We start from the raw sequence: 14048 nt of genomic DNA, 5'->3' as shown, positions 1-14048 counted from the left end.
GAGACCGAACCGGGAGGGGAACACCATGAGCGACCTGATGCTGAAGACCGCGGTGGCGACCAAGGTCCGCGTGAACGGCTGGAAGAACACGACGGTCGAGGCGATGCAGCGCCGCACCGGCGACAGGGGCCAGACCGCGGTCGAGTACCTGGGCATCATCGCGGTCGTGGTGGCGATCGTGCTGGCGATCACGGGGACCAGCATCGGTCAGACCATCCTGACCAAGATCACCGGCCTCATCGGCAAGGTCGGCAATTGACGCCACCGCGGCGCTACGGCGACGCCGGGCAGGCCTTCCCCATCTACATCACGGTGGTGGGGGGCCTGCTTTTCCTTGCGCTCGCCTACTTCGCGGTCGGCCAGGCGACGGTGAATCGGAGCAGCGCGCAGACGGCGGCCGACGCGGCGGCGCTAGGGGCCGCCCTGGACACCCGTGACCAGCTCGCGGACGCGTGGACGAAGAACGTCCTCGACCCGGCCAAGTGGCAGGACATCTTCGACGGCAAGTGGCTTGGCCTGCGGAGCTCGTGCCAGCGGGCAAGTGAACTCGCCCAGGAGAACGACGCCCGGCTCCTCCCCGGCACGTGCCTTCCGGACCTCCCGAAGTACTCGGTATCGGTCGAGACGAACAAGGCCATGGGGAAGTCGGTGGTGCCCGTCACCGCGACCAAGCACTCGAAGGCGCATGCCACCGCGGTGATCCAGGGGCTCTGCACATTCCAGCCGCCGGCGGCGAATGCCGGTCCGGACGTCCTGCCGCGTCTCACCTGCAAGAACAACAGGTACTGGGATCTGGATCCCAAGCACCTCACCGATCTCCCCCAACCTCAGGATCTGTTCGACGTCCACCTGGCCAACTGATCAGCGAACGACGAGCGAAAAGGGAAGCAGAGCGATGAGCCTTGGATTCACTGCGAGGGGCCGCCGAGGGTTGGTCGCGCTGACCATGATGGCCGGTCTGGCCCTCGGCGCGACCGGCTGCGGTGGGAGCGGCGACGACAAGAAGCCGGAAGCCTCGGCATCGGCTCCGAAGGGCAGCGGCGGATCTCAACCAAGTGCTCAGGAAGGTCAGTCGCAAACCCCTCTGGTAGAACTCCGGGGATCGGACGGTTTGCTTCTTCAGGTCGCCTCTGCCCAGCGTGATTCCGGCGGATTCGTCACTGTGAATGGCACCCTGAAGAACGATGGTGCGAACACTGTTCCGATTCCGGCGCAAGTCAGTGGAGATGAAACCGAGATCATTAGACACGGGATTTCACTGGGAGGCGCCACCCTGGTGGACTCGCATGGGAAGAAGCGCTACTACGTCCTGCGGGACACTGAGGGACGTCCGCTGACGACGACTGGCCTGGGCACGGTGGACGCCGGCCAAACCATCCCCGTCTTCATGCAGTTCCCGTCACCGCCGACGGACGTCACCGACGTCACCCTGCAACTCCCCACCTTCTCCAGCGGCACCATCAAGATCTCCGGTTGAGGCGGCCACCATGACCCACACCTCACCCCGACCCCCATCGGACCCGCACCTGAACCCGAACCCGCACCCCCACCCGTATCCTCACCCGCACCCCCGTCCCCCCCACCCCCGCCTCCCCCAAGTCCTCACCGCCGCCACCCTCCTCCTCGCGGCGAACCTCTGCGGCGCCGCGGCCGCTCATGCCGACGGCGGGCCCAGCCAGCCGCCCGGGACCGAGGCGTCGGCCTCCGCGCCCGTGCGGGTCGACCCCGCCGACCCGGACCTCAAGCTGCCCGAGGGCGCCACCCTCGCCGCGCCCAAGGTGCTGGACATCAAGTCCGTGGTCGAGGACCAGGGCGGTGAGGAGCGCCGCGAGGACACCAACACCGACGTGACGTTCGCCCTCCAGGCCGAGGTGCTGTTCGCCAAGGACAGCGCGAAGCTGAGCGACCAGGCGCGGTCCCGCATCGACGCCATCGCGCAGGAGATCAAGAAGCAGAAGGCCGGCCAGGTCCGCGTCTTCGGCTTCACGGACAACCTCGGCACCCACGAACACGGCGTCACCCTGTCCAAGCAACGCGCCAACGCCGTCCAGGACGTCCTCTCCCAGGAGCTGAACGACCCCAACGTCACCTTCGACGTCCGCGGTTACGCCGAGCAGTACCCCATCGCGGACAACTCCACCGAGGACGGCCGCAGGAAGAACCGCCGCGTGGAAGTCACCTTCCCCCGAACCCAGCCGGACTGACGCGACCGGACCTGCGCGCCCGCCTGCCCGAAGATTTGGGCGCTGGTTTGGGTCCTCGGGCCCACGTCGGGCGGCCCGTCTCTTCCTAGCCTCGGTGCGTTGTGTCGAACAGCGCGGGGGAGGCGTTACGCATGGGGCCGTTCGGGGGAGCGGAAGCAGTGGGGCCGGAAGGATCGCGTCCGCCCAGGTACGGCGGGGACGGCGCGATGCCGCGTTCCCTCTCCGCAGCGCTCCTGCTCGTGCACGCCCTGTTCGCCGTCACCGTCCTCGGCGGGATCGGCCTGCTGCTGACCGCCGGATCGTACGGCGACCTCGACGGCGCCGTCGTCGCCCTCACGGCCTACGCCGCGGCGCCCGGCGTCCTCGGCTGGTGGCTCGCCCGGCGCAGCAGGAAGGGCGGCACCCGCGTCCGGCGCGGACTGATCGGCGTGCAGGCGTGGTTGATCCTCGGCGCGCTCGTCCACGTCGTCGCCGGGAACGCCCGCGGCGGCACGCAGCTCCTCCTGCCCGTCCTCATCCTCTGCTTCCTCCTCCAGCCGGAGAGCCGTCAGTGGTACCTCCTCCCCGCCGCGGAGCGGATCGAGCCCCGGCCGTTCTCGGTCGCGCGGATGATGCGGTGGCGGCGGCAGGACGAGGGGCAGACCGCCGTCGAGTACGCGGGACTCGTCGCGCTCGTCATGGCCGTCGTGCTGGCCTTGGTGGTCGGCGGGCTCGGAACGCAGATCTTCGGCGGCATCCAGGCCCAGGTCTGCAAGGTGACCGGCATGGGCTGCCCCGCTCCTACGGGCGACGCCCACGCCTCCGGCCCCGGAGACGGCGCCAGGCCCACCGGCGGCCCCAGGTCCGGCGACGGCAAGAACACCCAAGACAACGCCACCGGAAGCAAGCCCACCCGAGACAAGCCCAGCGGAAGCAAACCCACCGCAGACAAACCCACCGGAGACAAACCCACCGCAGACAAGAACCAAGGCGGCGGAAGCAAGGACCACGGCTGTTTCTCCGGCGTCGGCGCCTTCTTCGGCTGCGCCGGTCACCAGGTGAAGCAGGCCGGACAGGGGCTGTTCGTCGACGGCGTGTGGGGCGACGTCACTGGGATCTACGGCATGGTCCGCCACCCGGTGGACACGATCAAGGGCATCGGCGCCTACGGCGAGAAGCTCGGCGACGACTGGTGGGACGACTCCCAGGGCGCCCGCGCCAAGTGGGCCAAGGGCGACCACTTCGGCGCGGTGTGGAGCTGGGGCGGCGCCTCGCTGAAGACCGGCGGGACGGTCCTGTACGACATGTTCGTCGGCGCCGACGCGGCCGACGACTGGAAGCACGGCGACAAGACCCGCGCCGTCACCCACGTCCTCTGGAACGTCGGCTCGATCCTCATTCCCGGTTACGACGCCGCCAAGGTCGTCGAGAAGGTCGGGGACCTCGGCAAGATCGGCAGGCTGGGCAAACTCGGCCGACTCGCGGAGACGGCCGGAAAGGCGGCCGAGGACGCGAAGAAGGCGGCGAAGGCCGGAGACGCCGAGGGCGCCGAGAAGGCGGCGAAGCAGGCGGACGAGGCGGCCGACGAGGCCGAGAGGAAGGCGCGCCAGTCCGGCTGCACCGTCTCCGCCCCGGCCCGCAGAATCCCGTACGGCGACGGCCCGAGCGAATCCCCCGGCGCCCCCGCCCCTCACCCGGGCGAAGAAGCCGTAAGCGAAACCGGGACCGATACCGAAACCGGAACCGGAACCGGCATCGAATCCCCCGGCGCCACCGCCGTCCTCGCCGCCGGCGCCTCCGCCCCCTACGTCGTCCTCGCCGACGACGGCTGCGACGAGCAGGCCGAGAAGCAGGCCGAGGAGGCGCGCAAGCAGGCGGACGAGGCGGATGCGGCGGCCGCCGCCGCGCACTTGCGGCAGGCCGCCGACGAGGCCAAGCGGACCATCGCTGACGCCAGGGACAAGCAGAAGACGCCCAAGGGCGACCGGTTCCAGCTCGACGAGCGCAGGATCGACGACCTGGTGGCCCAGGCGAAGGACCACCCGGACCTGGCCAAGGGCGAGATCGGCAAGGAAGAACTCGCCCAGTCCCTCACCGACCTCTCGGACATGCTGCGGACCAGGAACATCGACAGCCAGAGCCGCGGCGCGCTGGGCGGTCCCGTGCTCAGGGCGGGCGACCGGCACCAGCTCGCCGAGGCCATGGCGGAGGTCAGGGCGGCCCGGCGCGCTGCCGACGAGGCGGCCGAGGGCACGAAGGTGTACGCCGGGGTCGGTTTGAAGAAGGGCCGTAAGACCGTGGACCTGGGCGACGGGACCACCGCCGATCTCAGCGCCGTGGACGACGCCGACGTCGTCTACAAGGGGAAGGACGGCGCCGTGCACGTCGTGGAGGTCAAGAACACCGGGCAGGCGGCCGCTCAGGCGTCGGTGCGCGCCCAGGCCGGGAAGCTGGCCAAGTGGCAGAAGGCGGCCCCCGGCCGCGCGGCGCGCTACGAGATCGAGACGCAGCAGGGCTGGGACAAGGTCTTCGACGGCTTCCAGAAGGACAAGAAGACGGGCGAGGCGCCGCTCGGTTCGCCCGCGCGGACCCTGGCCGACAACGGCCTCGCCCTGCGCGTCGCCGGGCAGGATCTCTCGCCCCGGCAGCTCCGGGAGATGGACGACGCGTGGAGCCGGATGACCGACGCCGAGAAGCAGGCGGCCCGGGACTCGGGCAGGATGAAGGACCCGAAGACCGCGATGGAGTACCTGGGTGTTTCCTGAGGCAGAACCGGCGGACGGCCCGCGCGGGCGCGGCGACCGGGCCGCGACGACGCGCCCGCTGCTGCCCGCGGGCATGAGCCGGCTGTCCCCTCCCTGGTCCGACCTGACCCGGCGACGGACCCGCGGTCTCGCGGAACTGCCGCACACGCGAGCCAGCGAACAGTCGGCGTTGGACGCGCTGACGGCGGCCCAGCCCGCCCCGCGGCCGCCCGCGCGGAGCCTCTGGAACGACGACTCCTGGGAGCTTTTCGAGCGAATCCGCCAGGGCGCGGGCGAACGGCTCGACGAGGCCCTGCCGGACGCCGGATCGTTCACCCGTGAGGGGGTCGCCGCCGTCGTCGAGGACTGGGCGGGGTCGGCGCGGCCGCCGGTTCCGCGCTGGTGGCTGCGGCGGGAACGGGACCTGATCGTCGAAACGCTGGCCCGCGACGCGCTCTCCGACTGGGCCCGCGACGTGCTGCGGTGGCTGGGGGAGCAGCCGTACGACGCGGCGGCGATCGCGGCGGCGGCCGGGCGGTGCGCCGTCGGCGGGCTCGCGCCCGGCCAAGCGCTGGAACTGCTGCACGCCCTGGGCTCACCCGAGGGGGAGCGGGCGCTGCTGGACGTCGTGCGCGAGGGGGAGACGGACGAGGACGCCCACGCCCTGACCCGCGAGCGGGAGACGGACGCGGGCACCCACGCCTTGGCGCGCGAGGCGGAGACGGACGAGGACGTCCGCGCTCGCGCGCGCGAGGCGCTCATCGAGCTGCGCCGCCCGCGTTACGAGGCCCGTGCGCGGCGACCGGCGCGGGACGAGGCGCCCCTGCTGCCGCCCGCCGTGCGCGAACTGCCGTATAGCTGGGGCAGCGGCTTCCAGTGGCCGGAGGATCTGCCGGAGGACGAGGAGAACACCGCCCGCGCCCGAGCCGTGCTGACGGCCCTCGCCCCGGCCGAACCGCTGCCGGGGCCGTTCGGGCCGGCGCCGGACCCCGCGGGCAGCGGAACCGGGGACGACCGGCTGCCCGCCTGGCTCGACGTCCGCGCGGTCATGTGGGAGCTGATGCCCTACCCGCGCCAGGTCACCCGCGAGCGCATGGCCGAGGCGGTGCGGGAGTGCGCGCTGCTGGGCGTGCCGGGTGTGCCGCGCGACCCGGACGGCGCGGAGGCGCGCCGCTTCGCGCGGCAGTGGGCGACCTGGATCGGCGCCTGGATCGCCGCGGGCGTCTTCGTCTGGCTCGGCAGGGACGTGGACGACGACGCGCTCCTCACCCCCTGGGCGATGGAACTCGCCGAACGGTACGCGCGGTGCGGGACGGCCGCGCAGGAGGCCGTCGACATGCTCCGCTGGCACGGCACGGCGGCACGGAGCCGCGAGGCCCTCACCCGCCTCGCGACCGACCCGACCCTGCCGCCCCACCTACGGGACCGAGCCGCCACGCCCTGACTCCAGCGCCCCCCCCCGCAACGCACCGTCAGCCAGCCCCGCAACGCACCGCCAGCCAGCCAGCCCCGCACCGCCAGCCACCCCCGACAGCGCACCCCAGCGAGCGCCCCACCGTCACTCCCCTTATCCAGGGACTCGCCTATCCCTGATCCGTCTCCCGGATCTCCACCTGTGTGCCCGCTCGCAGTCCCCATCCCGCCATGGCGCCCGCCTCCGCCTCCAGGACGTGCCGGGAGCGGAGGCGGGGCAGGCCGAGGCGGCCCGAAGGCATGGTGCGGACGGCCAGGACGCGCAGGTGACGGTCGAGGTAGGCGACGTCGATGGGGAAGCGCATGCGGAAGGTGTGCACGCTGTTGGCGGGGGACAGCAGGATCGCCCCGTCGATCCCGTCGCGGCCCAACAGCCCCCTCGTACGGGCACGATAAGAGGACGCCAGCTCCAGCGGCACCGTCACGAGCACCGCCACCGGGGCCGTCGCCGCGGTCGCCGCCTGGGCCGGGGGCTCGGCGGCCGTACCGTCCTCGCCGTGCACGACCAGTTCGCCCCGCCCGTCCCGCCGGCGCCGTCCCCTCCCCATCCCCGGGCCCGCCTCCCCACTTCGCCCTGCCTCGCCTGGCCATCGCGCCGCGTACGCCACGCCGTGCCGGCACCGTGCCGCCCGACCGTATCCGCCGGGTCATGGGCCCCGCATGGGTCCATGGGCCCATGCGGGGCGTACTTGCACGGACTAGGGTCCCCGCGTGCGCGTACTACTGATCGTCGTCGCCGCCCTGTGGGGCGCGGGCGCCGGAATGCTGGTGCCCCGGGCCGTGCACCGGTTCTCGGTGGACGCCGGGCAGCGGTGGCGGGCGGACTGCCCCGCCGGGCATCCGATCACGGGGACGTTCGGGGGCTGGCTGGGCCGGGCCCGCTGCACGGCCGTCGCACAGTGCGCCGGGTACGGGCCGGGCGCCCCGGTCGCCGTCACGGTCACCGCCCTCGTCTGCGCGGCGCTCGCCGCGGCCACCGGGCCCCGGCCCGAGGCCGCCGTCTGGCTGCTGGCGGCGCCGCTCTGCGTGCTGCTCGCGCTCGTCGACCTGCGCGTGCACCGGTTGCCGGACGTCTTGACGCTGCCGCTGGCCGGGGGGACCGCCGTCCTGCTGGGCGCGGCCGCGCTGCTGCCCGCCGCGGGCGGCTCCTGGCGGACGGCGCTGCTCGGCGCGGCCGCCCTGGGCGCCGTCTACTTCGTGCTTTTCCTCGTCAACCCCTCGGGGATGGGCTTCGGCGACGTCAAACTGGCGCCCGCGCTGGGGGCGGCGCTCGGCTGGTACGGCTGGCCCGTCCTGGTCTTCGGCGGCACCGCCGGACTGCTGTACGGCGCCTGCTACGGCCTGGGACTGGTGCTGCTGCGCCGCGCGAACCGCAAGACGGCGATGCCGCTGGGGCCGTTCATGATCGGCGGCGCGCTCACAGGCGTACTGCTGGGGGCGCTCACGGCGACGTGACCCGCTCTGCCCGCCGCGCCCGCTTCTCCACCGGGCCCGCCTCTCCACCGGCTGCGCCCGCCGCCCGGCTTCACAGTCGAGGCCCACGAGCCCAGGCTGCGTGAGCTGCACGAGGAGATCGGCTCGGGAGGCCCGTTCGTGGCGTACAGCACGCGCCATCTGATCGAGGGCCGTAAGGCGGCGTGACGGGGGGTGCCGCTCCGGGAGTTCTGGGACGGCGTCTCACGGTGTCCACATCGTTATCGCAGGCCCCTCCCGTCACACTCTCGCCTCTACTAAGTTCGGAACATTGCAAATCGCGTGAGCAAAGCGGCGCGGGCGGCGGCGCGCTGTGGAGGGGATGGCGCGGTGCCGCGCGCGACCGCGAGCCCAGCTCCGCGCCCTCCGGACGACTCCGGCCGGACCGCCGCCCGCGTCAAGCGCGCGTTCGCGACCGGGTCGCCCGGTCGGGCGACGCGGGCACGACGCGCCGAGCGCCCCCTAGATGGCGCAAAGTCTCCGCAACGCGGCGCACCCGGACTGTTTTCCCTGTGAATTCGCTGTGTTCCAGCCAGGATCGGGTGCGGAATGACAGGCTCCGCCCCTCCTCGGGCGTCGCCGGATGACTTCGGAGAGTAGTTGTTTCGCGCCGAAGCGCGCAGTAGCACTCACGAAGGGTTATGGTGGAAACCCCCCCTCGGGCCGGTCCGTATCCCCCCCACGGACCGGCCCGTTTTCTGTTCCCGGGCCCCGCGGGCCCCGGCTGCTTTCCATTCCGAAGCCCCCTTGCGGCTCCTCGCCGGTTCTCGACGGCTCCTTCGAGGGGGCTTTCTGCCCACGCCCACGGCGCCCGCCGCCCCCTCCACGCCGCCGCCCGCCCAGCGCACGCGCCCCCCAGCGCGCGCCCCACCCGGCGTACGCACACCCCCCTCACCACCCCTCCCCACGGCCCTCGCTCAACCGCCCCTACTTAGGGGCGCGCAGGACAACCGGGTGCGGGACCCTGGAAGCACCGGGGGTACGCTTCGCCCCGGGGGACCGCCATTCGGACCAGGCCGCCGCACGGGCGGGGAGTGCCCCCCGGCCGCGCCTGTCCGATCCCGACGGAGGGGCTGACGAACACGTGAACCTGCGCGACACGCTGCGCGGTCTGCTGGTGAGGCTGTACGCGCGCCGGGTGGAAGGTCACTTGGACCACGCTCAGGTGCCCAAGCACATCGGCGTCATCATGGACGGCAACCGGCGCTGGGCGAAGGCCGCGGGCTCCTCCACGGCGCACGGTCACCGGGCCGGCGCCGACAAGATCGAGGAGTTCCTCGGCTGGTGCGCCGAGACGGACGTCGAGGTGGTCACCCTCTGGCTGTTGTCCACGGACAACTTCGACCGGCCGCAGGACGAACTGGGCCCCCTCCTCGGCATCATCGAGGACGTCGTCCGCACGCTGGCCGCCGACGGCCGCTGGCGCGTGCACCACGTCGGCGCCCGGGACCTGCTCCCGGCGGCCATGCAGGCCACTCTGAAGGACGCCGAGCAGACCACCGCCGACGTGCCGGGCATAGTGGTCAACGTGGCCATCGGATACGGCGGCCGACAGGAGATCGCCGACGCCGTGCGCTCGATGCTGCACGACGCCCGCGACCGGGGCGTCCCGCTGGAGGACCTCGCCGACGCCGTGGACGTGGACATGATCGGCCGGCACCTCTACACCAAGGCCCAGCCCGACCCGGACCTGGTGATCCGCACCAGCGGGGAGCAGCGGCTGTCCGGATTCATGCTGTGGCAGACGGCGCACGCCGAGTACTACTTCTGCGAGGTCTTCTGGCCGGCCTTCCGGAAGGTGGACTTCCTGCGCGCGCTGCGCGACTACGCGGCCCGTCACCGCCGCTACGGGGGCTGAGCGCCGCACGGGAGGCGAGCGGCGCGCCGCTCTTCACGAGGAGTTCATCCGGGTGGCGCAGCCCGCCGTTGCATGGCGGTGCACCGTAAAGGGCATAACCCCGTCAGGTCGGCACCCGAACCACGGGTGTCGCATCTCAGCGGGCGGCACGGGGCCGCCCGCCCGGGAGGCCCTTTGCACCAGCCCGACCGTGCGCTCACCGCACGGAAGCAGCCGCGGAGGGCCGGTCCTCGGCCCGCGCGCGTGCATCGCGGCCGTCGACCGGCCCACCTCCGCCTCGTCGCTCCCCGACCTCATCCGAGGGGGTACGTCCTTCCGTGGTGACCAGCACTAAGCGCCACAAGCCAGACCGGCGCACCTACGTTCTCGACACCAGCGTCCTGCTGGCGGACCCGAACGCACTGACCCGCTTCGACGAGCACGAGGTCGTGCTCCCCGTCGTCGTGGTCACGGAACTGGAGGCAAAGCGGCATCATCCCGAACTCGGCTACTTCGCCCGGCAGGCCCTGCGCCTGCTCGACGACTACCGGATTCGCCATGGCCGTCTGGACGCCCCGATCCCGATCGGGGACCTCGGCGGGACGCTCCGGGTCGAGTTGAACCACTCCGACCCCAGCGTGCTGCCCACCGGCTACCGGCTGGGGGACAACGACTCGCGGATCCTCGCGGTCGCCCGCAACCTCCAGGCCGAGGGGTACGACGTCACCGTCGTCTCGAAGGACCTGCCGCTCAGGATCAAGGCGTCCTCCGTCGGCCTGCTGGCCGAGGAGTACCGCGCCGAACTCGCCATCACGGACGCCTCCGGCTGGACCGGCATGTCCGACCTCACCCTTCCGGGCGAACAGGTGGACGTCCTCTTCGAAGAGGGCCGTGTGCACGTCCCCGAGGCCGCCGAGCTGCCCGTGCACACGGGCCTGACGATCCAGTCCGAGCGGGGCAACGCGCTGGGGCGCGTGACCCCCGACGGCAGCGTGCGCCTGGTGCGCGGAGACCGGGAGGCGTTCGGCATCAAGGGCCGCAGCGCCGAGCAGCGCATCGCGCTCGACCTGCTGCTCGACCCGGACGTGGGGATCGTCTCCATGGGCGGCCGGGCCGGCACCGGCAAGTCGGCGCTGGCGCTGTGCGCGGGCCTGGAGGCGGTCCTGGAGCGCCGTCAGCACAAGAAGGTGATGGTCTTTCGCCCGCTGTACGCGGTGGGCGGGCAGGAACTGGGCTATCTGCCCGGCAGCGAGGCCGAGAAGATGAGCCCGTGGGCGCAGGCGGTCTTCGACACCCTGTCGGCGGTCGCCTCGCGTGAGGTCATCGAGGAGGTCACCGCGCGCGGGATGCTGGAGGTGCTGCCGCTCACCCACATCCGCGGCCGGTCCCTGCACGACGCGTTCGTCATCGTGGACGAGGCCCAGTCGCTGGAGCGGAACGTCCTGCTGACCGTGCTGTCCCGGATCGGCGCCAACTCGCGGGTGGTGCTCACCCATGACGTGGCGCAGCGGGACAACCTGCGGGTCGGCCGCTACGACGGCGTGGTCGCCGTGGTGGAGAAGCTGAAGGGGCATCCGCTGTTCGCCCACGTGACGCTGACCCGGTCCGAGAGGTCCCAGATCGCGGCCCTGGTCACGGAGATGCTGGAGGACGGGCACATCTGACACGTCCGACCGAGGTGCGCACCGGGCCCCGGCGGGGACGCGGTGACGCGGCCGTCGACGCCGCCCCTAAAGGCCGAGAGCCTAGCCGGGCGGCGTCCGCGTGTGCGGGGATTCCATCAAACTCCTTGGGCCAAACGGGATGTGAGCTTTCACACTCAACCCGGAATTGCCTCGCGGCATCCCGTTGCGGCAGAGTCTCAGTCCTGTCAGGCCCCGCATACGACACAGTTGTATTCCCAGCGGTGCAGCGCCTCTTGAGCACCAGCCAACTCCATAGCGCCGTCGTATGCCGCCCGAGCACCACGCGGCGCTCCCTTTCCGGGAGTTGCCCACCGGGCCCGCGTCTCCCCGTGACCCCGCAGTTGGGAGGCCAGTGCCAGGGGGCACGATTGCGTCCGCCAGGGTCACCGAAGCGGGCGATGCTGGAAGGAAAACCGTGTGAGCCGGATCTCGGTCCGGGGATTCGCGGTGGCCTCGGCCACTGCGGTCACCGCTGTGGGAAGCGTCGTCGGCGTTGCCTCGGGCAGCACCGCTCAGAACAACGACGCCGAGGCGACGGCAGCCGACGCGACGCTGCTCGCGGACATTCCCGCGGGCCAGCAGGCCCAGGTGCAGACCGCCTCCCTCGCCCAGCAGGCCGACGCCCAGGCCATCGCCGCCGACGCGACCGCCAAGAAGGACGCCGAGGCGGCGGCGCGCAAGGCGGCCGCCGAGACCGCGTACGCGAAGAAGGACGCCGCCGAGAAAGCGGCCAAGGCCGCCGAAGAGGCCAAGAAGCGCGAGGAAGCCGAGAAGGCGGCCAGCCGCAGCGCCGCCCGCGACGCCTCCAGCTTCCCGCTGCAGAGCTCCTACTCGGTCAGCGCGGTGCAGGCCATCGCACGGCAGATCGTGCCCGGCGGCCAGTTCCAGTGCTTCAGCAACATCGTGGACCACGAGTCCACCTGGAACTACCGGGCGGTCAACCCCTCCTCGGGCGCGTACGGCCTAGTCCAGGCGCTTCCCGGCGGCAAGATGGCCTCGGCGGGCGCCGACTGGCGGACCAACCCGGCCACCCAGATCAAGTGGGGCCTCAACTACATGAACCAGCGCTACGGCAGCCCCTGCGACGCCTGGTCCTACTGGCAGGCCAACGGGAACTACTGATCCCGCGCCGCGCTCAACCCCGCACAGCCCCTCCCCGTCTCTAGGGGGAGGGGCTGTCGCCATGTAGCGTCAGAGAGGACGGCTCCCGGAGGAGTGGCGGGGAAGGCCGGGGGAAGAGGACGGATCATGTCGCGTGTGCGAGGGTGGCTCGGACGGCTCGGCGCCGGGCTCACCGAGATGGGTGAACGGCTGGACGAGCGCCGCGCCGAAGTGGAGAAGGACCGCGTCGGATCCGAACCGGAGCGGGGTGCGCTCAACGGGCACCAGCCCGGTCAAGTGACCGTCGTACCGGTCCGGCCCGACCCCGCCCAGGCGGTGCCCTGGGGCGTCCGGGTGGCGGCGGAGGCCGGATGGCGGCTGCTGGTGCTGGCGGGCACCCTCTGGGTGCTGATGCGGGTCATCAGCGCCGTCCAGTTGGTGGTGCTGGCCTTCGTGGCCGCGCTGCTCGTCACGGCGCTGCTCCAGCCCACGGTGGCGCGGCTGCGCCGCTACGGGCTGCCGCGCGGACCGGCCACCGCGCTCACCGCGATCCTCGGCTTCGTCGTCATGGGCCTGATCGGATGGTTCGTCACCTGGCAGGTCATGGAGAACATCGACACGCTCTCCAGCCAGATCCAGGACGGCATCGACGAGCTGCGCAAGTGGCTGCTGAACAGCCCCTTCCACGTCACCGACAAGCAGATCAACCAGATCGCCAAGAACTTGCGGGACGCGATCGGGGCGAACACCGACCAGATCACCTCCGCCGGGCTCGAAGGCGTGACGGTGGTCGTCGAGGCGCTCACCGGCATCCTGCTGACCGTCTTCTCGACGCTTTTCCTGCTCTACGACGGCCGGCGGATCTGGGAGTGGACGCTCAAGCTGGTGCCCGCGGCGGCCCGTCCGGGCGTGGCCGGCGCCGGTCCGCGCGCCTGGCGCACGCTCACGGCGTATGTGCGGGGCACGGTGATCGTGGCGTTGATAGACGCCATCTTCATCGGCCTCGGCATCTACTTCCTGAACGTGCCGATGGCGGTGCCGCTGGCCGTGTTCATCTTCCTGTTCGCGTTCATCCCGCTGGTGGGCGCGGTGGTCTCGGGCGCGCTGGCGGTGGTCGTCGCGCTCGTCACCCAGGGGGTGTTCACCGCTGTGATGGTGCTGGCGGTGGTGCTGCTGGTGCAGCAGATCGAGGGCCATGTGCTCCAGCCGTTCATCCTGGGCCGGGCGGTGCGGGTCCATCCGCTGGCGGTGGTGCTGACGGTGGCCGCGGGCGGCATGATCGCGGGCATCGGCGGCGCGGTGGTGGCGGTGCCGCTGGTGGCGGTCACCAACACGGTCGTCGGCTATCTGCGGGCCTATGCCCACGATCAGACGCTGCATCAGTCCCCCCGGCCGCGCGGGTCGACCGCCTCGGCGGACGTCGTCCCGCAGCGGCCGCCGCTGCCGGAGACGCCGGAGACGCCGGTGTCGCCGGAGTCGCCTGATCCCGGGGAGCCGGCGCCGGAGAGCGCCGAGCCCCGCGCACCGCAGGGGTGAACGGGGCTCGGAGGGC

At 72.0% G+C, this 14048-nt stretch carries 12 protein-coding genes and 1 pseudogene; 12 read left to right on the top strand and 1 reads right to left on the bottom strand.

Annotated elements, in window-relative coordinates; all coding sequences use genetic code 11:
- The first annotated feature begins 25 nt into the window (after window positions 1-25).
- The 6 genes from ABZ861_RS01745 to ABZ861_RS01720 all read left to right on the top strand — a co-directional run bounded on the left by ABZ861_RS01745 (window position 26) and on the right by ABZ861_RS01720 (window position 6371).
- Window positions 26-259 carry a hypothetical protein gene (locus ABZ861_RS01745; protein WP_361621915.1) on the top strand — a complete coding sequence of 78 codons (234 nt, stop codon included), beginning with the start codon at window positions 26-28 and terminating at the stop codon, window positions 257-259.
- Window positions 256-861, top strand: a complete 606-nt coding sequence (locus tag ABZ861_RS01740; protein WP_361621912.1) for a pilus assembly protein TadG-related protein — start codon at window positions 256-258, stop codon at window positions 859-861. The genes ABZ861_RS01745 and ABZ861_RS01740 overlap by 4 nt, the downstream gene beginning before the upstream one ends.
- A gap of 34 nt (window positions 862-895) precedes the next feature.
- Complete coding sequence (locus tag ABZ861_RS01735; RefSeq protein WP_361621909.1) at window positions 896-1477, top strand: hypothetical protein; 582 nt, start codon at window positions 896-898, stop codon at window positions 1475-1477.
- Window positions 1478-1487: 10 nt separating this feature from the next.
- Window positions 1488-2204 carry an OmpA family protein gene (locus ABZ861_RS01730; RefSeq protein ID WP_361621906.1) on the top strand — a complete coding sequence of 239 codons (717 nt, stop codon included), beginning with the start codon at window positions 1488-1490 and terminating at the stop codon, window positions 2202-2204.
- Window positions 2205-2410: 206 nt separating this feature from the next.
- On the top strand, window positions 2411-4948 hold the full coding sequence (locus tag ABZ861_RS01725) for a hypothetical protein (RefSeq protein WP_361621903.1): 2538 nt from the start codon (window positions 2411-2413) through the stop codon (window positions 4946-4948).
- On the top strand, window positions 4938-6371 hold the full coding sequence (locus ABZ861_RS01720; RefSeq protein ID WP_361621900.1) for a hypothetical protein: 1434 nt from the start codon (window positions 4938-4940) through the stop codon (window positions 6369-6371). The genes ABZ861_RS01725 and ABZ861_RS01720 overlap by 11 nt, the downstream gene beginning before the upstream one ends.
- 139 nt (window positions 6372-6510) lie before the next feature.
- Here ABZ861_RS01720 and ABZ861_RS01715 read toward each other — a convergent pair whose 3' ends face one another.
- Window positions 6511-6948: a DUF192 domain-containing protein gene (locus tag ABZ861_RS01715; protein WP_361621897.1), complete on the bottom strand. Its 438-nt coding sequence runs from the start codon at window positions 6946-6948 to the stop codon at window positions 6511-6513.
- 163 nt (window positions 6949-7111) lie between these two features.
- Between ABZ861_RS01715 and ABZ861_RS01710 the strand changes: the two genes are divergently transcribed.
- The 6 genes and pseudogenes from ABZ861_RS01710 (at window position 7112) to ABZ861_RS01685 (ending at window position 14032) form a co-directional block, all read left to right on the top strand.
- Window positions 7112-7855 carry an A24 family peptidase gene (locus tag ABZ861_RS01710; protein ID WP_361621894.1) on the top strand — a complete coding sequence of 248 codons (744 nt, stop codon included), beginning with the start codon at window positions 7112-7114 and terminating at the stop codon, window positions 7853-7855.
- 63 nt (window positions 7856-7918) lie between these two features.
- A pseudogene (locus tag ABZ861_RS01705) lies at window positions 7919-8041 on the top strand (SAM-dependent methyltransferase); the annotation flags it as partial.
- 916 nt (window positions 8042-8957) lie between these two features.
- Window positions 8958-9731 (top strand): isoprenyl transferase, encoded by a 774-nt coding sequence (locus tag ABZ861_RS01700; RefSeq protein ID WP_361621891.1) that lies wholly within the window; start codon window positions 8958-8960, stop codon window positions 9729-9731.
- Between the two features lie 317 nt (window positions 9732-10048).
- Entirely contained in the window at window positions 10049-11374 is a 1326-nt protein-coding gene (locus ABZ861_RS01695; RefSeq protein ID WP_361621888.1) for a PhoH family protein, read from the top strand.
- Between the two features lie 438 nt (window positions 11375-11812).
- Window positions 11813-12517, top strand: coding sequence for a transglycosylase SLT domain-containing protein (locus tag ABZ861_RS01690; protein WP_361621885.1), 705 nt, complete (start codon window positions 11813-11815; stop codon window positions 12515-12517).
- A 126-nt stretch (window positions 12518-12643) separates the two neighbouring features.
- Window positions 12644-14032 carry an AI-2E family transporter gene (locus ABZ861_RS01685; RefSeq protein ID WP_361621882.1) on the top strand — a complete coding sequence of 463 codons (1389 nt, stop codon included), beginning with the start codon at window positions 12644-12646 and terminating at the stop codon, window positions 14030-14032.
- The last annotated feature ends 16 nt before the right edge of the window (window positions 14033-14048 follow it).

The sequence above is a fragment of the Streptomyces sp. NPDC046985 genome, from assembly GCF_040644415.1.
Taxonomy (GTDB): domain Bacteria; phylum Actinomycetota; class Actinomycetes; order Streptomycetales; family Streptomycetaceae; genus Streptomyces.
Note: the sequence above shows the minus strand (reverse complement) of the source record. Positions and strands in the feature narration are given on the sequence as shown.

Coding starts and splice junctions, on each gene's coding strand:
- ABZ861_RS01685 (WP_361621882.1), top strand. CDS start 12,644: ATGTCGCGTGTGCGAGGGTGGCTCGGACGGCTCGGCGCCGGGCTCACC.
- ABZ861_RS01730 (WP_361621906.1), top strand. CDS start 1,488: ATGACCCACACCTCACCCCGACCCCCATCGGACCCGCACCTGAACCCG.
- ABZ861_RS01745 (WP_361621915.1), top strand. CDS start 26: ATGAGCGACCTGATGCTGAAGACCGCGGTGGCGACCAAGGTCCGCGTG.
- ABZ861_RS01735 (WP_361621909.1), top strand. CDS start 896: ATGAGCCTTGGATTCACTGCGAGGGGCCGCCGAGGGTTGGTCGCGCTG.
- ABZ861_RS01725 (WP_361621903.1), top strand. CDS start 2,411: ATGCCGCGTTCCCTCTCCGCAGCGCTCCTGCTCGTGCACGCCCTGTTC.
- ABZ861_RS01715 (WP_361621897.1), bottom strand. CDS start 6,948: ATGGGGAGGGGACGGCGCCGGCGGGACGGGCGGGGCGAACTGGTCGTG.